This is a genomic window from Ruegeria sp. AL2 (assembly GCF_056540845.1).
The window spans coordinates 543,926-562,428 of the sequence record NZ_JBQFXM010000001.1; the positions used below are offsets into that span (position 1 = coordinate 543,926).

Below are 18,503 nucleotides of genomic sequence, written 5' to 3' on the forward strand. Positions count from 1 at the left end.
GTACCTCGAAAAGGGTGGGTCGGGTGGCTAGATGGCGATTTGCGTGAGTGAAATACGTCGACCGCCATGCAGTCTACAAGATTACCTTGGGTCAGGTATACCTGACTGTTTTTTCAACCGAATGAATGTAATATTTGCCCTATATTTTTTAATTTTGTTAACGAGTTTTGAGCGATGACGTTATTTGCGAAATCAATCATATTTGCTTCGGCTCTGATAGTGGCGATTGGGTGGCTTGCTGACGGGGGGTCCGTCGAAGTGAATGCAGCCAACTTGGTTCAACAGTTTGATGGTAGTAGTGTTTTTTGAACGCCGCTAGAAACCAAGCAAGAAAAAAGGAGCCTTCAGGCTCCTTTTTTTATGCCTGAGGGTCGCGTGTTTCACAGTATTCAAAATGCACAACCAGTTGCGGTTGCAGCCAGTCCCACAGCTGAGGTGCTCCCGCTGCAATAGCTGGTCGGACACGTGTTACAATCTGATCGAATTTTACTTTGTATTCGACCCATGATCCGCCACCTGTTTCCAGATTTGCTATGGGTGTTTGAAACCGGTCAACAGCCTTTGCAAATCTGGCTTCCGGGGTTTCAGCCGCCTCAAACTCGCGCCATAGTTCAGTAAATGACCTGTGTTGACAGTCAGGCAGAAGGCCAAACAGTCGTTTGGCGGCGGCCTGTTCCTTGGCTTCTTGTTCCGCGTGGTCGACATGTCCGTGGATCGGGTGGTCGCCCGCGTCGATTTCGACAACATCGTGCAAAAGCAACATCTGGAGGATTCGGTCCACTTGAACATCCGAATGCGCGTATTCCGACAATACCCAGGCGTAGAGCATGACATGCCACGAATGTTCCGCCGAGTTTTCGAACCGGTCACTGGCCATCAGGCGTGACGCGCGCAGAACGGATTTCAACTGGTCCGCTTCTGTGAGAAACGCCAATCTTTTCGTGAATGCGTCATCCTGAGGGTCGGACTTGGTCAAGAGGTTTGTGGCATGCTGGTGGGCCAGTGGAAAGGCATGGGCCAGGTAAGCTGCGCGCCCACCCGCCAGGTTCGACCGCGCAATTTCCACATGATCCTGTCGCGGGTCAGTGGCGCACAGAACCTGAAACAGCGGCTGGCAGCGATCCAGAATCTTGGCGAACCGGGCATCCGGGGTCTGGTCCGCCTCGAACTCGTGCCAGAGAGAAAGAAAATCCTGTGCCTGTTCGTTGGGCAACAGGCCAAACAATTCCTGTGCTGCGGCCTGTTCAGCCTTGGCCACGGTATCCCAATCCGTGTTGAGGTGAATCGGGTGATCACCTGTCACGATCTCGACCAGATCATGCAGCAGCAACATGCGGATGACCCGGTCGACCGAGATGTCCGGCCCGGCCAGTGGCGCCATGACCATTGCCCACAAAGCCAAGTGCCAGCTGTGTTCGGCGGAGTTTTCGGGCCTTGACTGGTCAAGCAGGACATTTGCCCGCTCGACCAGTTTCAGATTGTCGGCCCGTTTCAGAAATGCGACCTGCGCAACCAGGCGATCGGTCATTGCTTTTCAATCGCCTTGAGTTTCGCGCGATGCGAAGCGAGGCGCTTGATCACGAATTGTCTGGCCTTGCGTTCAGCCAGACGCACGCGGATTTCTGTCAGGAAAGCCTCTTCCAGAGATTGAGACGCCGCACCAAGAACTTCACCCACTTCCACAAAGAACCGGTCTTCGCCGGTTTCGTCCATGACCTTCATCGTATCTTCGGCCAGTTTGGCCGCGAGCGATGTGATGGTGTCGGACATTAGCGGGTGTTCTCAGTCAGCCGACGTTTCACATAGTCGCTGACATCTGTGATCAGCGTGTCCATGTGGCGATCCTGGAAGAAATGATCCGCGCCCTCAACCTCGTTATGGGTGATCGTGATCCCTTTTTGCTCGTGCAACTTGTTGACCAGCGCGGTGGTATCCGCTGGTGGTGCCACACGGTCAGCCGATCCGTTGATGATCAAGCCCGAAGACGGGCAGGGCGCAAGGAAGGAAAAGTCATACATGTTGGCAGGCGGCGACACGCTGATGAAACCCGTGATTTCGGGGCGGCGCATCAGCAACTGCATTCCAATCCACGCCCCAAACGAAAAGCCCGCAACCCAACAGTGTTTCGAGTTGTTGTTCATGGATTGAAGGTAATCCAGCGCAGATGCCGCATCGCTCAGCTCGCCTACGCCCTGATCATATTCGCCCTGGCTGCGACCGACGCCGCGGAAGTTAAAGCGCAGCACTGTGAAGCCCATGTTGTAAAAGGCATAGTGCAGGTTATAGACCACCTTGTTGTTCATGGTCCCGCCGAACTGAGGATGCGGGTGAAGCACGATAGCGATCGGTGCGTCTTTTTCCTTTTGCGGGTGGTAACGGCCTTCCAGGCGGCCTTCGGGTCCGGGAAAAATCACCTCGGGCATGTGTGCTTTGGTCCTGTCATTTTCGTGCGGGTATCCGGATATACTTGACTATAATCGTCGGACACCTTAGAACGGTTCTAATTACATTGCTTGGCGCAATCGCGCTGTCAGTCGGAGATACGCACTGGCAGCGTCGGCGTCAATGATTTCGCGCAGATCCGGCTAAAAGGGGGCAGGGCATGAAGCTTTCGACCAAAGGGCGTTACGCGATGGTCGCTTTGGCGGATATTGCGCTTCAGCCAACAGACCGGCTGGTAACCCTGGGCGAAATCTCGGAACGGCAGGACATTTCTCTGCCGTATCTTGAGCAGCTTTTCGTCAAGCTGCGTCGCGCGGAACTGGTTGCTTCTGTCCGTGGGCCCGGAGGGGGGTATCGTCTTGCACGCCCCGCGTCCGAGATTCGCGTGGTCGAGGTTCTGGCCGCTGTGGATGAGACAGTTGATGCGCTGCAAAAAGGGGCCGGAGCATCCGGTGCGTCATCGGGTAGCAGGGCGCAATCCCTGACGAACCGCTTGTGGGAAAGCCTGAGCGCGCATGTTTATGTCTTCCTGCACCAGACGCGCCTGTCGGATGTGATCAGAAACGACCTTGCGCCTTGCCCGGCAGTTCCAAGCCTGTTTTCCGTCGTCGATGAATGAGCTGGGTAAGTCGAACATGCATATGACTTCTGTGCAGGAAAAGATGTATCCATGAAACGTGTTTATCTGGATCATAACGCGACTACGCCGCTGCGACGCGAAGCGCGCGAGGCAATGATCACGGCGATGGATGTGGTCGGGAACCCGTCATCTGTTCATGCGGAAGGACGTGCCGCAAAAGCGCTGGTCGAACGCGCGCGGGCGCAGGTCGCCGAGGCCGTCGGTTGCCGTCCGCAAGAGGTCATATTTACCTCTGGCGCGACCGAAGCAGCGCGGGTTCTGCAAAATCGCCCCGAAGGCTGCGACGTCTTTGTCGACAGCACCGCCCACGATGCGCTGTGGTCGCATTTCGATCTGACCCATTGTAGCGAGCATCCCTATGGCCCCGGGCACATATTGGCGATGGGGCTTGCGAACTCTGAGACCGGAGTCATCACGCATCCGCCTCAGAAAGTAGAGAACCAGTGGCCCTATGGCGCGCGGCGCGCTGATTGGCTGTTGCTTGATATTACGCAGGTTGTCGGACGCATTCCGTTTTCCTTTGCCTGGAGTGGCGCAGATATGGCGATCCTGTCGGCGCATAAGATTGGCGGGCCAAAAGGTGTTGGCGCTTTGATCCTGCGGCAAGGTATCGATATCGAACCTTTGGCCAGCGGTGGCGGTCAGGAGATGGGGCGAAGATCCGGCACTGAAAATGTGGTGGGTATTGCCGGTTTTGGCGCGGCTGCTGAGGCAGCTCAACGCGATCTGGCTGATGGAGTATGGGAAAAAGTCAGAGAACTTAGAAATATTCTAGAAAACGCCCTTGAGGCTGGTGCAATATCTACTATTTTTGTCGGGAAAAATCAGGAGCGACTCCCGAATACCCTGTGTTTCGCGACGCCCGGCTGGAAAGGCGAAACGCAGGTGATGCAGATGGACTTGTCTGGCTTTGCCATCAGTGCGGGATCCGCCTGTTCCAGCGGCAAAGTCAAAACCAGTCGGGTTCTGACGGCAATGGGATTTGATGAGACGGTGGCCTCATGCGCAATCCGCGTTTCGTTGGGGCCAGAGACGACGGAAGAAGATGTGCTGCGTTTCGCCGAAACGTGGCTTGAAAAAGAGAAAAAGCATCGCGCGCGGGCTGCGTGATCTGACGGAGGGTAAGTCATGGCCACTTTGGACCAGACCCAGGTGAAAGAAGGTGTCGATCAGGAAACCGTGGATGCGGTTCGTGAGGTCGGCACATATAAATATGGCTGGAATACCGATATCGAGATGGAATACGCCCCCAAAGGCGTGAACCCTGATATCGTCCGTCTGATCTCGGGGAAAAACGATGAGCCTGAGTGGATGACCGAATGGCGTTTGGCCGCGTTCGAGCGTTGGACCAAAATGGAAGAGCCCAAATGGGCAATGGTTCACTATCCGCCAATCGATTTTCAGAACCAGTATTACTATGCCCGCCCCAAATCGATGGAAGAGAAACCCAAATCTCTGGATGAGGTTGATCCAAAGCTGCTCGCCACTTACGAAAAGCTTGGTATCCCTCTGAAAGAACAGATGATTCTGGCTGGTGTTGAAGGTGCAGAGGATGCACCCGCCGAGGGCCGCAAGGTAGCGGTCGATGCAGTGTTTGACTCGGTTTCCGTGGGTACCACCTTTCAGGCCGAACTGAAAAAGGCAGGCGTGATCTTCTGCTCGATCTCTGAGGCAATCAAAGAGCATCCTGAGCTGGTCAAGAAGTATCTGGGCACTGTAGTTCCCGTATCGGACAACTTCTATGCAACGTTGAATTCAGCTGTATTCTCGGATGGCTCATTCGTCTACATCCCGCCGGGCGTTCGCTGCCCGATGGAACTAAGCACGTATTTCCGCATCAACGCCGAGAACACCGGTCAGTTCGAACGCACCCTGATCATTGCTGACAAGGGCTCGTACGTCTCATATCTGGAAGGCTGTACCGCACCCCAACGTGACACGGCACAACTGCATGCTGCCGTGGTCGAGATCATCGTCGAAGAAGATGCCGAGGTGAAATACTCGACTGTTCAGAACTGGTTTCCGGGGGATGAAAACGGCAAGGGCGGTATCTATAACTTCGTGACCAAACGCGCCGACTGCCGGGGTGACCGGTCGAAGGTGATGTGGACGCAGGTGGAAACCGGATCGGCCGTGACATGGAAATACCCGTCCTGCATCCTGCGCGGCAATGAAAGCCAGGGTGAGTTCTATTCGATCGCGATTGCCAACAATTATCAACAGGCCGACACCGGCACCAAGATGATTCATCTGGGCAGGAGCACCAAGTCGCGCATCGTGTCCAAGGGCATCAGCGCGGGCAAGGCCCAGAACACCTATCGTGGGCTTGTGTCGATGCACCCGAAAGCCAAGGACAGCCGGAACTACACGCAGTGTGACAGTCTGCTGATCGGCGACAAATGCGGTGCACATACGGTTCCCTATATCGAGGTCAAGAACAACTCGAGCCGCGTTGAGCACGAGGCGACGACGTCAAAAGTGGATGACGATCAGCTGTTCTACTGCCGTCAGCGCGGCATGGACGAGGAAGAAGCCGTGGCCCTGGTGGTCAACGGGTTCTGCAAGGACGTGCTTCAGGCGCTTCCGATGGAGTTTGCGATGGAAGCACAGCAGTTGGTGGCCATCTCACTTGAAGGGTCGGTTGGGTGATGACGCAGTCACCCAGAACCCGCATCCGTAAGGATGATGTGTTGACCTGGCTTGGGTACGCATTGCCGGTTCTGGGGGGGCTGCTTGGCGTGGCCTACGTCAACACCCATTACATGGAATTCATCAACCCGGTTTGGGCGGTAGGTGGCGGGGCGATCCTAGGTTGGATCCTCGCCAGACTGATCCGCAGATTACTGGGCTAGAACAATGCGGGGCCAAGACGCCCCTTGCGATACGCAAAAGGACAAAAAATGCTGGAAATCAAAAACCTGCACGTACAGCTTGAAGAAGAAGACAAGCAGATCCTCAAAGGTGTGGACCTGACGGTCGAGGCTGGCAAGGTACACGCGATCATGGGTCCGAACGGGTCGGGCAAATCGACCCTTAGCTATGTTCTGTCGGGGCGCGACGGGTACGAAGTGACCGAAGGTTCGGCCACTCTGGACGGTCAGAACCTGCTGGAGATGGAACCGGAAGAGCGCGCGGCAGCAGGTGTTTTCCTGGCCTTCCAATACCCGGTTGAAATCCCCGGCGTTGGCAACATGACGTTCCTGCGCACCGCGGTAAACGCGCAGCGCAAGGCCCGTGGCGAAGAGGAACTGTCTGCCGCAGACTTTCTGAAAGAGGTGCGTGCCAAAGCAAAGACGCTAAAGATCGACGCGGATATGCTCAAGCGCCCGGTCAATGTTGGTTTTTCGGGCGGTGAGAAAAAGCGTAACGAAATCCTGCAGATGGCCATGCTTGAACCCAAGATGTGCATCATGGACGAAACCGACTCGGGCCTTGATGTGGACGCGATGAAACTGGTGGCCGAAGGTGTGAATGCCCTGCGGGACGAAGGCCGTGGGTTCCTGGTGATCACGCATTATCAGCGCCTGCTGGATCACATCAAACCGGATGTTGTGCATATCATGGCCAATGGTCGCATCGTTAAGACGGGCGGACCTGAACTGGCGCTTGAGGTTGAAAACAACGGTTATGCCGACATTCTGGCCGAGGTGAACTGATGGCTTTGCCGCAAGCGAAACAATCCGCAACCGAGGCGCGTCTGGCTACGTTGATCATGCCCGATGCGGGCTGCACCCGTGGTGCACGCGAAGACGCTTTGGCGCGTGTTCTGGAATCCGGCCTGCCGGGGCGCCGGGATGAGTATTGGAAATACACTCAACCCGATAGTCTGATTTCTGCCGAGGCTTTGCCTGCGGCGGTGTTTATCAATGATGAACCGGTGCTTTTCAACGACCTTGACCGTTTGAAAATTGTTTTTGTCGACGGGGTCTTCAGCGCCGAGGAATCCGATGACCTGTCGCTGGACGGTGTCAAGATCGACCGGATTGAAGACATCTGCTGCAAAGACATTCATTGGGCAAAAGACCTGTATGGCGTTCTGGAAGCGCGCGGCCAGTCCCCGGTTCAACGCCCGTTGGCTGCATTGAACACGGCTTTTGCGTCGGACGGCGTTGCCATTCACGTTACGGGCAAACCCTCCAAACCGATCAACCTGATCTATCGTCATGCCTCGCCGACATCCGACGCGATCCTGCATCACGTTATTCGCGTGGAAAGCGGGGCCGAGGTGACTATTCTTGAATCCGGCCCGGCGGCGTCGCGTTTCAACAAATGTACAGAGATTGAAATTGCCGACAAGGGGACGCTGCATCATGTGCGGGCGCAGGGCAGGGACCACGAACGTCGCGCCGCGACCCATATGTTCACGCGTTTGGGGGCAGAGTCGGTCTACAAGTCCTTCACCTTGACTGCGAATGGGGTGCTGACCCGTAACGAACAGGTCGTTGAACTGACCGGCGACAATGCGGTGGCGCATGTGGCCGGGGCCTGTGTTGGGGATGGTGATTTCCACCATGATGACACGGTGTTCATCACCCATGACGCGGTGAATTGCGAAAGCCGTCAGGTCTTTAAGAAAGTGCTTCGCAACGGTGCGACCGGAGTGTTTCAGGGCAAGATCCTTGTAAAGCAAGGGGCCCAGAAAACCGATGGTTACCAAATCAGTCAATCGCTGCTTTTAGATGATGACAGCCAGTTCCTCGCTAAACCGGAACTTGAGATCTACGCCGATGACGTGGCATGTTCCCATGGCTCAACCTCGGGTGCGATTGACGATACGGCGTTGTTCTATCTTCGGTCACGGGGTGTTCCGGTCAAGGACGCGACCAACATGTTGACGCTGGCATTCCTGGCCGAAGCAGTGGATGAGATCGAAGACAGCACTTTGGCAGATGAAATCGTAAGCCGTCTGGAAGGGTGGCTGGCGCGCCGAAGCTGATGGCCCTGTCGTCGGATATCCTGGCAACGTACAAGGGGCCGGGGCGGGTGGTGCGCAGGCTTCTGGATATGGGTCAACGAGAAGACCGGGCGCTGATCTTTGTTATGGCGTTTTGTGTGGTGGCATTCATCGCCCAGATGCCTGGCCTTGCGCGCAAAGCGCATCTGGAAGGCGTTGAGCTGAACATGCTTTTGGGTGGTGCTCTGCTCGGATCCGTGTTCATTCTGCCCTTGGTCTTTTACACGCTGGCACTGGTGTCTCATTGGGCGGCGCGCTTGTTTGGCGGTCAGGGAAGCGCTTATGGTGCGCGCCTGGCGTTGTTCTGGGCGCTGTTGTCGTCTGCACCGCTGGTTCTGCTGAACGGCCTTGTCGCCGGGTTTATCGGACCAGGGCCTACATTGACGATTGTGGGTCTTGTCTGGGTTGCTGTTTTTGTCTGGTTCTGGGTATCCGGTCTCAGACAAGTGCAAAGGTCCGTCGCATGAATTCGAGTTTTCTGGGAAATATGGCTGTCCTGACGATCAGGAACCCGGCCGAAGCGGCGCGACGGCTGATGGCGCTCAAGCTGGGGCGAGAAGTGCTTTGGCTGGCATTTGCACTGGCGGTCGTTTTGAACTGCGTTGTCCAATTGGGAATAGGTTTGTCAATAACAATGGCGGCAGGCCAACCCTCTCCGGCGCTCGAAAGCATTCCCATGGTTTTGGTGCGCTCGGCCGGGGCCATGATGCTGAGCATCGTCGCATTCCTGCTGGTCGGGCGAATGCTTGGAGGTCTGGCGAAGTTCGATGATCTGATGGTTTTGACGATCTGGCTGCAATTCCTGCAAATAGCCGCCTTGGTCGTGACGCTGATCTTGAGCCTGACCCTACCGTTCCTGATGATGATGTCATTGTTGGCGACAGCAATCCTGAGCCTTTACGTCACGCTTCATTTTCTGAACGAAGCGCATCAACTCGGGTCGCTCTGGAAATCCTTTGCGGTAATTGTGTTGTCAGCCCTTGTCGCCATCCCCTTCGTTCTGTTTCTAAGCCCAACCGGGCCCGTCTAGGAATACCTCTCTTATGTATGATGTGCAGAAAATCCGCTCTGACTTTCCGATCTTGTCGCGTCAGGTGAATGGCAAGCCTTTGACGTATCTCGACAATGGTGCTTCGGCTCAGAAACCTCAGGTGGTCATTGACGCGGTGACGCGGGCCTATGCCGAGGAGTATTCGAATGTCCATCGTGGCCTGCATTTCCTGTCCAATCTTGCGACAGAGAAATACGAGGCCGTTCGTGGCACGATCGCGCGTTTTCTGGGGGCATCGAACGAGAATGAGATCGTCCTGAACTCTGGTACGACCGAAGGGATCAATCTGGTCGCCTATGGCTGGGCTATGCCGCGACTTGAAACGGGCGATGAGATTGTTCTGAGTGTGATGGAGCACCATGCAAACATCGTACCCTGGCATTTCCTGCGCGAACGACAGGGCGTCGTACTGAAATGGGTCGATGTCGACGCAGAGGGCGGGCTTGACCCGCAGGCGGTAATCGATGCAATCGGACCGAAAACCAAGCTGGTTGCGGTGACGCACTGCTCGAACGTGCTGGGTACGGTTGTGGATGTGAAAGCCATAACTGATGGTGCCCACGCCAAGGGCGTCCCGGTTCTGGTTGATGGCAGTCAGGGTGCCGTTCACATGCCGGTAAATGTCGAAGAAATCGGGTGCGATTTCTACGCGATCACAGGCCACAAGCTTTATGGGCCGTCAGGGTCGGGTGCGATTTACATTAAATCCAAACGCATGGCCGAAATGCGCCCCTTTATCGGTGGCGGCGACATGATCAAAGAGGTCAGCAAGGATCAGATCATCTATAATGACCCGCCAATGAAGTTCGAGGCCGGCACGCCGGGGATCGTACAGACCATCGGTCTTGGCGTGGCGCTGGAGTATATGATGGACCTGGGGATGGAAAACATCGCAGCTCATGAATCCAGCTTGCGCGATTACGCGATGCAACGTCTGACTGGGCTGAACTGGTTGCAGGTTCAAGGCACTCGCCCGGACAAGGCTGCGATTTTCAGCTTTACGCTGGACGGTGCTGGCCATGCTCACGACGTCTCAACCATTCTCGACAAGAAAGGTGTAGCGGTTCGCGCCGGTCACCACTGTGCCGGGCCGCTGATGGACCATCTGGGGGTGACTGCAACATGCCGCGCCAGCTTTGGTCTCTATAACACTACCGATGAAGTTGATACACTGATCGAAGCGCTTGAATTGGCGCATGATCTGTTTGCCTGATTTTGGTTTTGATAAGAGTGCGGCAATCGCGATTTGCAGTTGCACCCGGATTGGAACAAGGTTAGCTAACGGCCAAGGCACCTGTAGCTCAGCTGGATAGAGCGCTGCCCTCCGAAGGCAGAGGCCAGAGGTTCGAATCCTCTCAGGTGCGCCACCCTGTATTCAACGTCGGATTGAATTCGGAAGCCCTGAACAGTGGGCTTGTCATTTGGCTTGCTTAGCGCATTGATTGTGCAGTCATTGCAACGGCTCGCAAGCTAATAATCATAGCTGAGTTGCAGTGCTTGAGGGAGAGATATTCTGTCAGGTGCCGAGAATAGCAAATTAGCAGACTTGGCGGCTCTGCCGCCAATCGCTACGACTACGAGAAAACCGACCGGAAGATACAGTCAGTATAAGTTCTGAACAGACCAAAAGCGTCCGGGTGTTACCCGCGCCAGGTGCGAACCACGCCACAATCCATGTGTACGAAGTTCGATCCATAATACTGACCAACTCCGCCTGCGCGGCACGACATCGCTGCCTTGGCCATCTGTGAAACCGAGCGGGAGGCAAGGCGCAGATCAGCTGCTTGCCCTTCCATATGAAGCGAATTGCGCGCCACACGGCGCGACCGGGAGCGCAGCATTGCGTTGGTCTGAGGAGAGCGATAGCCTGACAACAGCATATAGGGTTCGTTGACATCCAGCAGGTTGTGTGATGCCGCCATGATATCAATCGTGCGCAAATCGATGGATTTTACCTGATCTGTGCGCCAATCACGCATGAAGTTGTTCACTTCTTTGACAGCGTCCTTGATATACTTACCATCGACCCAATAGATCATATCCAACCGTTCGCCAGTGCGACCGGAATACATACGAATGCGACGAATATCGCCGCCACCGCGTAAAAAGCCTGCTGCGTTGGAGTAGGTGGGTGCTGCTACGACTGCCGTTGCTGCAAACGCTCCCAATAGGGCACGCCGGGTCAAGCCCGAGGAACTGCTCTCTGTCATTTTAGTTTCGTCCCGTACTGTTCCTGCCTGCACACGATGTTACGTGCACTGTCTTAATTATTCCCATCCCAGATGCGGAATGTATGGCACAATCGGAATCGACGGCCAAGAAGTGTTTCAATTGCACCTTTTCAAGGGGGAAATTTCGGCAGTTTTTTGCGCATATGTCACAGCGAATCACGAAAATTTCGCAGTTGTGGGCTTTGGGTCACCCTGCCGATGCAAACGCGCATCAGGCCCACGAAGAAGCGAATTGGTAAGGATTTCGTGAGTGGACAAGCGTTCTGACGCGACTGCATAATCGTGCGACGTATCAATCACCAGTTCAAGCTATTGAATTTCAAGGCCATCCTATGCTTTCCGTTCTCCGCACCAGTACCAGCATCCTGTTTGCCGCGTGTTTCGTGGCTACTGCATCTGTCGCCAATACGTCGCCTGAAGCGGTGCCAGGGACTGCGTTTCAGATGGCGATTGCTGAACATACGCCGCAGGCGCCGCAATTGGTCGAATTCTACCGGGCGAACGGGTTTTCGCCAGTTTGGGTTGGTGATACGCCCGAACACACACGGCGCCGGGCGGCGCTGATCAATGCGCTTACGAATGCGCATCTGCATGGCCTGCCACAGGCCGAGCCGACTGTTGCCGCCGTGATGGAGAAGATGGAAAAGGCCCGTTCGGTGCGCGATCTCGGTGCTGTTGAAGCAGAGCTGAGCCGTATCTTTGTCGAATACGCCGACGCGCTTTACGCAGGCATAATCCGGCCCAGCAGTGTCGATGAGGGGCTGGTTCGATCCGTAGATCGTCGCAGCGCGGCCGAGCATTTGCAGGGAATAAACACTCAGGGCGCGGCCTACTTTGCAGCCCTGTCACCGCAAACACATCAATACCGCGCGCTGATGAAGCAGAAGCTGGTTCTGGAAAAACTGGTGTTCCAGGGCGGATGGGGGCCAACAGTGCCCGAAAACAAGCTGGAATACGGTGATACCGGACCGAATGTTGTCAAGCTGCGCGACCGTCTGGTGGTGATGGGTTACATGAAACCATCCGCCAGCCCGTCTTTCGACAACGCGTTGTTGGAAGGTGTACGCACCTTTCAAACAGCGCATGGGCTTGAACCCGATGGCGTGGCGGGCAAGGGGACAATTGCCGAGATTAACCGTCCAGCCACAGACCGGTTGAAAGCCGTTTACGTTGCGTTGGAACGCGAACGCTGGCTGCCTCGGGAACGAGGTACGCGTCATATCCTTGTGAACCAAGCCGATTTCTCAGCCAAGATCGTGGACGACGGGCAAGTCACTTTTGAAACCCGCGCAGTCATCGGTAAAAATGCTCATGATCGCAGAAGTCCGGAGTTTTCGGATGAGATGGAGCATATGGTGATTAACCCAAGTTGGCATGTTCCCCGCTCGATCGTGACCAAGGAATACCTGCCGAAGCTGCAATCAAACCCGAATGCCGTGGGCCATATTCTGATAACTGACAGAAGCGGCAGGCAAGTCGATCGGAGTGCGGTGGATTTTACCCAGTTTACGACCAGAAATTTTCCTTTCGCAATGCGCCAACCGCCCAGCCAAAGCAATGCGCTGGGTCTGGTGAAGTTCATGTTCCCCAATAAGCACAACATCTATCTGCATGATACTCCACAGAAAAACCTGTTCTCGCGTGAGGTTCGGGCCTTTTCACATGGGTGTATCCGCTTGGCCCAGCCCTTTGAATTTGCTTACGCCTTGCTGGCCAAACAGGAGGAAGATCCAAAGGCATTCTTCCATCGCGTTCTGAACACCGGAAAAGAAACCAAAGTCAATCTGGAGCAGAAAGTTCCGGTGCATCTGATTTATCGCACGGCCTATATCGGGCCCAAAGGCGAAGTGCAGTATCGCCGCGATGTTTATGGGCGGGACGGCAAGATTTGGGAAGCCTTGCAAAAGGCAGGGGTGGCCCTGCCGGACGTTCAGGGGTAAGCACAGGGCAAATCCTGCCAAAAGGAAGCCCGCCATGCAGTTTACCGTACAACAGATCGCCGAGTCTCTGGGGGCAGAATGTCAGGGCGATGGCGGCCTGACGATCGTGCGCGCCGCCGAACCGGGCGACGCAGGTCCGACAGATTTGGCGATGGCTATGTCTCCGAAATATGCCGAGGCGCTTGCCAACGGAGCCGCACGTGCGGCTGTCCTTTGGGAAGGGGCCGACTGGCAGGCGATGGGATTGCGTGCCGCGATCTTTGTCAAACGTCCCCGCATGGCCATGGCTGGCATCACGGCCATGCTGGATCGGGGGCAGGGAGTTGAACCCGGGATTCACCCCTCGGCCGTGATCGACCCGACCGCTGAAATCGGTCCGGATGTGGCGATTGGTCCGTTGGTTGTTGTGGGCGCGCGCGCCCGGATCGGCGCAGGCTCTGTCATAGGGGCACAGTGCGTGGTGGGAATGGACGCCATATTGGGCGACCAGGCGGTGTTGCGCGAAATGGTCAGCATTGGCGCACGGGCGCGGATCGGAGATCGCTTTATCGCGCAACCCGGTGCCCGGATCGGAGGGGACGGGTTCAGCTTCGTAACACCCGAAGTCTCGGGCGTCGAAAATGTACGCAAGACAATGGGCGATCAGGGTGAGGCCAAAGCACAGAGCTGGCTGCGCATTCATTCGTTGGGTGCGGTGGAAATCGGTGATGACGTCGAAGTCGGCGCGAATTGTACAATCGATAATGGCACGATCCGAAACACTTGTATCGGCAACGGATCCAAGTTGGATAATCTGGTCCATGTCGGGCACAACACTCGCGTCGGTCAGGACTGCCTGCTGTGCGGTCAGACTGGTGTGTCGGGATCGGTTGAGATCGGAAACAACGTGGTTCTGGGCGGTCAGACCGGCGTTGTCGACAACATATTCATCGGGGACGGGGTTATTGCCGGAGGCGGCACCAAGATACTGTCCAATGTTCCCGCCGGCCGCGTGATCATGGGGTATCCCGGCGTCAAAATGGAAACGCATACGGATATCTACAAGGCGCAACGACGCTTGCCCCGCATGGCCCGCGACGTCGAGGCACTCAAAAAGGCTGTTTTCAAACAGACCCCGAGCGATTAAATCAACTTCAAACTGATAATCAGGGGATCGACATGAGCATCAGCGACCGCGTCATCGCGATCATTGCAGAGCAGGCCGTTCTGGAGCCATCGGATGTAACGCCCGAAAGCACGCTGGAAGATCTGGGTATCGACAGCCTTGGACTGGTCGAAAGCATATTTGCCATCGAGGAAGAGTTCGACATTTCGATTCCTTTCAATGCCAACGAACCCGAGGCCAGTGATTTTGATATCTCGAATGTGGCTGCGATCATCTCTGGGATCGAAAAGCTTGTGTCGGAAAAGGTCTGACAAACGCTCATGAAACGCGTTGTCATAACCGGAGCGGGTACGATCAATTCGCTGGGCCATTCGGTCCCTGACACGCTGGAAGCCATGCGCGAAGGTCGTTGTGGTATTTCCGATCTGGAATTTCGGGATGTCGACCGGTTGGCCATCAAGATCGGCGGACAGGTCCGGGGGTTCGAGGCAGAAGGGCGGTTCAACCGACAGCAGATGTCGCTGTACGACCGCTTCACCCAATTCACCCTGACGGCAGCCAAAGAGGCGATTGAGCAGTCGGGTATCGAGTTTCATGGCGAACTTGCAGCCAGATCAGGTGTTGTTCTGGGGACTGCGGGCGGTGGTGTTTCGACTTGGGATGACAATTACCGTTCGGTTTATGAGGATGGAAAAAACAGGGTACATCCCTTTGTCGTTCCAAAACTCATGAACAATGCTGCCGCAAGCCACGTTTCCATGGAACACAACCTGAAGGGCCCAAGTTTCACGGTCTCGACAGCATGTGCGTCGTCAAATCATGCGATGGCTCAGGCTTTTCAGATGGTGCGTAGTGGCGCGGCTCCGGTCATGGTAACGGGGGGCTCGGAATCCATGCTGTGTTTCGGCGGTGTCAAAGCCTGGGAAGGGTTGCGCGTGATGTCGAAAGACGCATGTCGCCCTTTCAGTGCCAACCGCAACGGAATGGTGCAGGGTGAAGGGGCAGGTGTCTTTGTTTTTGAAGAATACGAACACGCCCGGGCCCGAGGTGCCGAAATTCTGTGCGAAGTTGTCGGCTTTGCCATGTCATCGGATGCCTCGGACATTGTGATGCCCAGCAAACAAGGGGCCGCGCGTGCCATGGCTGGTGCTTTGGCCGATGCGAAGCTGAACGCAAAAGATGTGGGCTATATCAACGCTCATGGCACCGGAACGGCTGCAAATGACAAAACCGAATGCGCAGCTGTGGCCGACGTATTTGGCCCACACGCCGACGATCTGATGATCTCGTCCACGAAATCCATGCACGGTCATCTGATTGGCGGGACCGGCGCGGTTGAGCTGCTGGCCTGTATCATGGCGCTGCGGGACGGTGTCATTGCACCGACGATCGGATATGAGGAACCGGACCCGGAATGCGCGTTGGACGTCGTACCGAACGAAGCGCGCGAGGCAAAGGTCGACGTCGCTCTCAGCAACGCATTCGCCTTTGGTGGGTTAAATGCCGTACTGGCCCTGAAGCGGGTTTAGTGAAAAAGCCGCCGTTACTAATACGGCGGCTTCCACGGATGTTTTTTTCTTAGTTTGTGTTGACGTTCAGAGCGTCAAAGCCCGATGTGAAGCCGGAGAGCGACATGTCCATTTCAAGAACCTGATCCGGGAAACGGGCTGGAACCAGCGAAAACGTCGCTTTAGTGCCAGCTTTCATCGCATCGATATCCCCTTGGCTAAGACCTAATTGCGCGATGCAGCCCACGGGAACGCATTGGTGATAGTTGTACAATTTACGCGGAGCGCCATCGATTGACAGGGCCAGTTGCGCTTGCAGCAGTGTTTCCAGGGGTACGATGACGTTTGCCCAAGCAACGGCGGCACCACCTTCCGGCAGTTTCCCGATCGATACTTCTGCGATCGGATCACCATTGTTGCCTTCCAGAACCTGAACGATGGCACAAGGATCCTCGCCTTCCTGTGCCTTGATACAGGATACGTCCCAATCGCCGAATTCTTCCTTTACGAACTGTTCTCCGACCCGGGGTCCTTCCTGACCTAGGTCCAGACCAGCGTCTGGCGCGGTTGTGGTTGTGTCTTGTGCATACGCTGCTCCGGACAGCAGAACGGCGGCGACCGTGTTGAACGAAAGGATTTTCTTGAACATGAATGCCTCGGGTTGATGATTGATCTTTTTGCTTCGTTTAACACTCTTCTGAACCAGTGTCAGGCACTAACAGAACAGCCTTTGCGAAGGTGAACGGATTCTTGCCTGAGGGCTGGAACCGCACCTTCGGAGATTAGAAAAAGGGAGCTGTTCGACCAGCTCCCTTCCCCATAAGTTTCTCCCCGTCGGACTGGCCGACTTATTTATGCGCAAACCCTACGTAAGGGGCGCACACGGGTCAACAGCTATCCTCAATTTTTAATCTATGCGCCAGAATAATAATCCAGTGGCCGAACCAAAAGGGCCGTGCCAGCAGGCACGGCCAGTCGACAGGGAGGAAGTCTGCCCCGCAATGCAAGGCAAATAGACTATCGCAGTCAAAGGTTAACTTTGTATGCTGGCGGCGGATCGGTGAACAATAAGGCAATGTTAATGGGCACGAATATCTTTTTGGGCGGTGGCGGTGAAAACTATGGCCAGCCGCAGGAACTGGCGTTGAAATATGCGAACCGCCATGGGTTGATTGCCGGGGCAACTGGTACCGGCAAGACTGTGACATTGCAGATTCTTGCAGAAGGGTTTTCTCAGGCGGGTGTCCCAGTTTTCCTCTCGGATGTGAAAGGGGACCTGTCTGGGCTGGCCCTTCCGGGCAGCGAGACGCACAAACTGCATCAGGCGTTCCAAGACCGGGCTGGTCGGATCGGGTTCGATGATTTTGCCTATTCTGCCTGCCCAGTGACATTCTGGGATCTGTTTGGCCAACAGGGCCATCCCGTGCGCACGACAGTGACGGAAATGGGCCCGCTGTTACTATCGCGGTTACTGGAGTTGAGTGAGGCGCAGGAAGGTATCCTGAATATCGCATTCCGCGTGGCCGACGAAGAAGGGATGCCGTTGCTGGACCTTAAGGACCTACAGGCGCTGCTGGTCTGGATCGGAGAGAATCGGGCGCAACTGTCATTGCGATACGGCAATGTATCTACATCCTCGATCGGTGCGATTCAGCGACGTCTGCTGGTCCTCGAGAATCAGGGCGGTACAAAGCTGTTTGGAGAACCGGCGCTGGATCTGGCCGATCTGATGCGAACAGACGAAAACGGGCAGGGGATGGTGAACATTCTGGCGTCAGACCAACTGATGGCCGCCCCAAGACTTTATGCAACGTTTCTGTTATGGCTGTTGAGTGAACTGTTCGAAGAGCTGCCAGAGGTCGGAGACCCTGAAAAACCAAAGCTGGTGTTCTTTTTTGATGAGGCCCATCTGCTGTTTGACGATGCGCCAAAGGTACTGGTGGACAAGGTCGAACAGGTCGCCCGCCTGATCCGTTCAAAGGGGGTGGGGGTATACTTCATTACTCAGAGTCCCGCCGATATCCCGGAAGATATTCTTGGACAGCTGGGCAACCGTATTCAGCACGCATTAAGGGCATTCACGGCGCGGGACCGAAAGAACCTGAGGCTGGCCGCTGAAACCTATCGCGAGAATCCGACTTTTGACACGGAAACGGCAATTCGCGAAGTCGGCGTGGGGGAAGCCGTTACTTCCATGCTGCAAAAGAAAGGTGTTCCGGGCGTGGTCGAGCGCACGCTTATTCGCCCGCCGGGATCTCAGCTGGGGCCAATTTCAGATGCCGAACGCCGGGACATTCTAGCAGTTTCCCCAATGGCGGGGAAATACGACAAGAACATAGATCGAAAATCTGCCTTCGAGATTCTTCAGGCGCGGGCCCAAGCTGCGGCCAATGCCGCCGAACTGGCCGAATCCGACGAAGTTTTTGAAGCGCAATCGCCGATCGAACGCGAATACTCTTCGGCCCGCAGATATTCGGGCAGCCGGGTTGGCCGGTCCTCATCCCGGGTTGAGCGCAAGCAGGACACCTTTGCCACAGCGATGACCGAAGCGGTGATCAAAGAGCTTAAAGGCACTACCGGGCGCCGGATCGTGCGCGGTATCCTCGGCGGTTTGTTCCGCAACAGGTAAGAA

The 18,503-nt window shown here is 55.6% G+C and carries 19 protein-coding genes and 1 tRNA gene; 15 read left to right on the top strand and 5 right to left on the bottom strand.

Features of this window, described 5'->3' with window-relative positions; all coding sequences use genetic code 11:
• Nucleotides 1-358: 358 nt before the first annotated feature.
• The 3 genes from ACR0ID_RS02680 to ACR0ID_RS02690 are packed head-to-tail and all read right to left on the bottom strand — an operon-like array spanning nt 359 to nt 2,423.
• The gene (locus ACR0ID_RS02680) at nt 359-1,528 is read right to left on the bottom strand and encodes an HD domain-containing protein (protein ID WP_480603590.1); all 1,170 of its coding nucleotides are present in this window, start codon (nt 1,526-1,528) and stop codon (nt 359-361) included.
• On the bottom strand, nt 1,525-1,770 hold the full coding sequence (locus tag ACR0ID_RS02685) for a hypothetical protein (RefSeq protein ID WP_267366187.1): 246 nt from the start codon (nt 1,768-1,770) through the stop codon (nt 1,525-1,527). The genes ACR0ID_RS02680 and ACR0ID_RS02685 overlap by 4 nt, the downstream gene beginning before the upstream one ends.
• The gene (locus tag ACR0ID_RS02690) at nt 1,770-2,423 is read right to left on the bottom strand and encodes an alpha/beta hydrolase (protein ID WP_170424714.1); all 654 of its coding nucleotides are present in this window, start codon (nt 2,421-2,423) and stop codon (nt 1,770-1,772) included. Before ACR0ID_RS02690 ends, ACR0ID_RS02685 begins: the two co-directional genes overlap by 1 nt.
• Before the next feature lie 179 nt (nt 2,424-2,602).
• On the opposite strand from ACR0ID_RS02690, the gene iscR reads away from it, so the two are divergent.
• From iscR to ACR0ID_RS02740, 10 genes are all read left to right on the top strand, one after another.
• A complete protein-coding gene (iscR, locus tag ACR0ID_RS02695) occupies nt 2,603-3,061 on the top strand; it encodes a Fe-S cluster assembly transcriptional regulator IscR (RefSeq protein ID WP_209596301.1) in 459 nt (152 codons plus the stop codon).
• Nucleotides 3,062-3,112: 51 nt separating this feature from the next.
• Nucleotides 3,113-4,192, top strand: coding sequence for a cysteine desulfurase family protein (locus ACR0ID_RS02700; RefSeq protein WP_480603592.1), 1,080 nt, complete (start codon nt 3,113-3,115; stop codon nt 4,190-4,192).
• 18 nt (nt 4,193-4,210) lie between these two features.
• Nucleotides 4,211-5,731, top strand: a complete 1,521-nt coding sequence (sufB, locus tag ACR0ID_RS02705) for a Fe-S cluster assembly protein SufB (protein WP_480603594.1) — start codon at nt 4,211-4,213, stop codon at nt 5,729-5,731.
• Nucleotides 5,731-5,934 (top strand): hypothetical protein, encoded by a 204-nt coding sequence (locus ACR0ID_RS02710; RefSeq protein ID WP_480517060.1) that lies wholly within the window; start codon nt 5,731-5,733, stop codon nt 5,932-5,934. The genes sufB and ACR0ID_RS02710 overlap by 1 nt, the downstream gene beginning before the upstream one ends.
• A 48-nt stretch (nt 5,935-5,982) precedes the next feature.
• The gene (sufC, locus tag ACR0ID_RS02715; protein WP_480472823.1) at nt 5,983-6,738 is read left to right on the top strand and encodes a Fe-S cluster assembly ATPase SufC; all 756 of its coding nucleotides are present in this window, start codon (nt 5,983-5,985) and stop codon (nt 6,736-6,738) included.
• Nucleotides 6,738-8,018: a Fe-S cluster assembly protein SufD gene (gene sufD, locus ACR0ID_RS02720; RefSeq protein WP_480472821.1), complete on the top strand. Its 1,281-nt coding sequence runs from the start codon at nt 6,738-6,740 to the stop codon at nt 8,016-8,018. The genes sufC and sufD overlap by 1 nt, the downstream gene beginning before the upstream one ends.
• Nucleotides 8,018-8,503: a YIP1 family protein gene (locus ACR0ID_RS02725; protein ID WP_480472819.1), complete on the top strand. Its 486-nt coding sequence runs from the start codon at nt 8,018-8,020 to the stop codon at nt 8,501-8,503. The genes sufD and ACR0ID_RS02725 overlap by 1 nt, the downstream gene beginning before the upstream one ends.
• Nucleotides 8,500-9,066 carry a YIP1 family protein gene (locus tag ACR0ID_RS02730; RefSeq protein ID WP_480603597.1) on the top strand — a complete coding sequence of 189 codons (567 nt, stop codon included), beginning with the start codon at nt 8,500-8,502 and terminating at the stop codon, nt 9,064-9,066. The genes ACR0ID_RS02725 and ACR0ID_RS02730 overlap by 4 nt, the downstream gene beginning before the upstream one ends.
• A 13-nt stretch (nt 9,067-9,079) precedes the next feature.
• Nucleotides 9,080-10,300: a cysteine desulfurase gene (locus ACR0ID_RS02735; RefSeq protein WP_480603599.1), complete on the top strand. Its 1,221-nt coding sequence runs from the start codon at nt 9,080-9,082 to the stop codon at nt 10,298-10,300.
• Nucleotides 10,301-10,377: 77 nt separating this feature from the next.
• A tRNA-Arg gene (locus ACR0ID_RS02740) sits at nt 10,378-10,454 on the top strand.
• Between the two features lie 273 nt (nt 10,455-10,727).
• On the opposite strand, the gene mepK is transcribed toward ACR0ID_RS02740, so the two are convergent.
• Nucleotides 10,728-11,297: a peptidoglycan L,D-endopeptidase MepK gene (mepK, locus tag ACR0ID_RS02745; RefSeq protein WP_480472813.1), complete on the bottom strand. Its 570-nt coding sequence runs from the start codon at nt 11,295-11,297 to the stop codon at nt 10,728-10,730.
• A gap of 353 nt (nt 11,298-11,650) precedes the next feature.
• On the opposite strand from mepK, the gene ACR0ID_RS02750 reads away from it, so the two are divergent.
• Genes ACR0ID_RS02750 through ACR0ID_RS02765 form a run of 4 tightly spaced genes read left to right on the top strand, consistent with a single transcriptional unit; the run spans nt 11,651 to nt 15,892 of the window.
• Nucleotides 11,651-13,258: a L,D-transpeptidase family protein gene (locus tag ACR0ID_RS02750; RefSeq protein WP_480493139.1), complete on the top strand. Its 1,608-nt coding sequence runs from the start codon at nt 11,651-11,653 to the stop codon at nt 13,256-13,258.
• A 34-nt stretch (nt 13,259-13,292) separates the two neighbouring features.
• Nucleotides 13,293-14,384 (top strand): UDP-3-O-(3-hydroxymyristoyl)glucosamine N-acyltransferase, encoded by a 1,092-nt coding sequence (locus tag ACR0ID_RS02755; protein WP_480493140.1) that lies wholly within the window; start codon nt 13,293-13,295, stop codon nt 14,382-14,384.
• 32 nt (nt 14,385-14,416) lie between these two features.
• Nucleotides 14,417-14,674 carry an acyl carrier protein gene (locus ACR0ID_RS02760; RefSeq protein WP_480472807.1) on the top strand — a complete coding sequence of 86 codons (258 nt, stop codon included), beginning with the start codon at nt 14,417-14,419 and terminating at the stop codon, nt 14,672-14,674.
• A 9-nt stretch (nt 14,675-14,683) separates the two neighbouring features.
• Complete coding sequence (locus ACR0ID_RS02765) at nt 14,684-15,892, top strand: beta-ketoacyl-[acyl-carrier-protein] synthase family protein (RefSeq protein ID WP_480472805.1); 1,209 nt, start codon at nt 14,684-14,686, stop codon at nt 15,890-15,892.
• 49 nt (nt 15,893-15,941) lie between these two features.
• On the opposite strand, the gene ACR0ID_RS02770 is transcribed toward ACR0ID_RS02765, so the two are convergent.
• The gene (locus ACR0ID_RS02770; protein ID WP_480472803.1) at nt 15,942-16,520 is read right to left on the bottom strand and encodes an invasion associated locus B family protein; all 579 of its coding nucleotides are present in this window, start codon (nt 16,518-16,520) and stop codon (nt 15,942-15,944) included.
• A gap of 432 nt (nt 16,521-16,952) precedes the next feature.
• On the opposite strand from ACR0ID_RS02770, the gene ACR0ID_RS02775 reads away from it, so the two are divergent.
• Nucleotides 16,953-18,500 (top strand): helicase HerA-like domain-containing protein, encoded by a 1,548-nt coding sequence (locus ACR0ID_RS02775; RefSeq protein WP_480517048.1) that lies wholly within the window; start codon nt 16,953-16,955, stop codon nt 18,498-18,500.
• Nucleotides 18,501-18,503: the final 3 nt, after the last annotated feature.

Bases quoted from the DNA above. Each gene is read 5' to 3' on its own strand.
- ACR0ID_RS02680 (WP_480603590.1), bottom strand. From the start codon at position 1,528: ATGACCGATCGCCTGGTTGCGCAGGTCGCATTTCTGAAACGGGCCGAC.
- ACR0ID_RS02685 (WP_267366187.1), bottom strand. From the start codon at position 1,770: ATGTCCGACACCATCACATCGCTCGCGGCCAAACTGGCCGAAGATACG.
- ACR0ID_RS02690 (WP_170424714.1), bottom strand. From the start codon at position 2,423: ATGCCCGAGGTGATTTTTCCCGGACCCGAAGGCCGCCTGGAAGGCCGT.
- iscR (WP_209596301.1), top strand. From the start codon at position 2,603: ATGAAGCTTTCGACCAAAGGGCGTTACGCGATGGTCGCTTTGGCGGAT.
- ACR0ID_RS02700 (WP_480603592.1), top strand. From the start codon at position 3,113: ATGAAACGTGTTTATCTGGATCATAACGCGACTACGCCGCTGCGACGC.
- sufB (WP_480603594.1), top strand. From the start codon at position 4,211: ATGGCCACTTTGGACCAGACCCAGGTGAAAGAAGGTGTCGATCAGGAA.
- ACR0ID_RS02710 (WP_480517060.1), top strand. From the start codon at position 5,731: ATGACGCAGTCACCCAGAACCCGCATCCGTAAGGATGATGTGTTGACC.
- sufC (WP_480472823.1), top strand. From the start codon at position 5,983: ATGCTGGAAATCAAAAACCTGCACGTACAGCTTGAAGAAGAAGACAAG.
- sufD (WP_480472821.1), top strand. From the start codon at position 6,738: ATGGCTTTGCCGCAAGCGAAACAATCCGCAACCGAGGCGCGTCTGGCT.
- ACR0ID_RS02725 (WP_480472819.1), top strand. From the start codon at position 8,018: ATGGCCCTGTCGTCGGATATCCTGGCAACGTACAAGGGGCCGGGGCGG.
- ACR0ID_RS02730 (WP_480603597.1), top strand. From the start codon at position 8,500: ATGAATTCGAGTTTTCTGGGAAATATGGCTGTCCTGACGATCAGGAAC.
- ACR0ID_RS02735 (WP_480603599.1), top strand. From the start codon at position 9,080: ATGTATGATGTGCAGAAAATCCGCTCTGACTTTCCGATCTTGTCGCGT.
- mepK (WP_480472813.1), bottom strand. From the start codon at position 11,297: ATGACAGAGAGCAGTTCCTCGGGCTTGACCCGGCGTGCCCTATTGGGA.
- ACR0ID_RS02750 (WP_480493139.1), top strand. From the start codon at position 11,651: ATGCTTTCCGTTCTCCGCACCAGTACCAGCATCCTGTTTGCCGCGTGT.
- ACR0ID_RS02755 (WP_480493140.1), top strand. From the start codon at position 13,293: ATGCAGTTTACCGTACAACAGATCGCCGAGTCTCTGGGGGCAGAATGT.
- ACR0ID_RS02760 (WP_480472807.1), top strand. From the start codon at position 14,417: ATGAGCATCAGCGACCGCGTCATCGCGATCATTGCAGAGCAGGCCGTT.
- ACR0ID_RS02765 (WP_480472805.1), top strand. From the start codon at position 14,684: ATGAAACGCGTTGTCATAACCGGAGCGGGTACGATCAATTCGCTGGGC.
- ACR0ID_RS02770 (WP_480472803.1), bottom strand. From the start codon at position 16,520: ATGTTCAAGAAAATCCTTTCGTTCAACACGGTCGCCGCCGTTCTGCTG.
- ACR0ID_RS02775 (WP_480517048.1), top strand. From the start codon at position 16,953: ATGGGCACGAATATCTTTTTGGGCGGTGGCGGTGAAAACTATGGCCAG.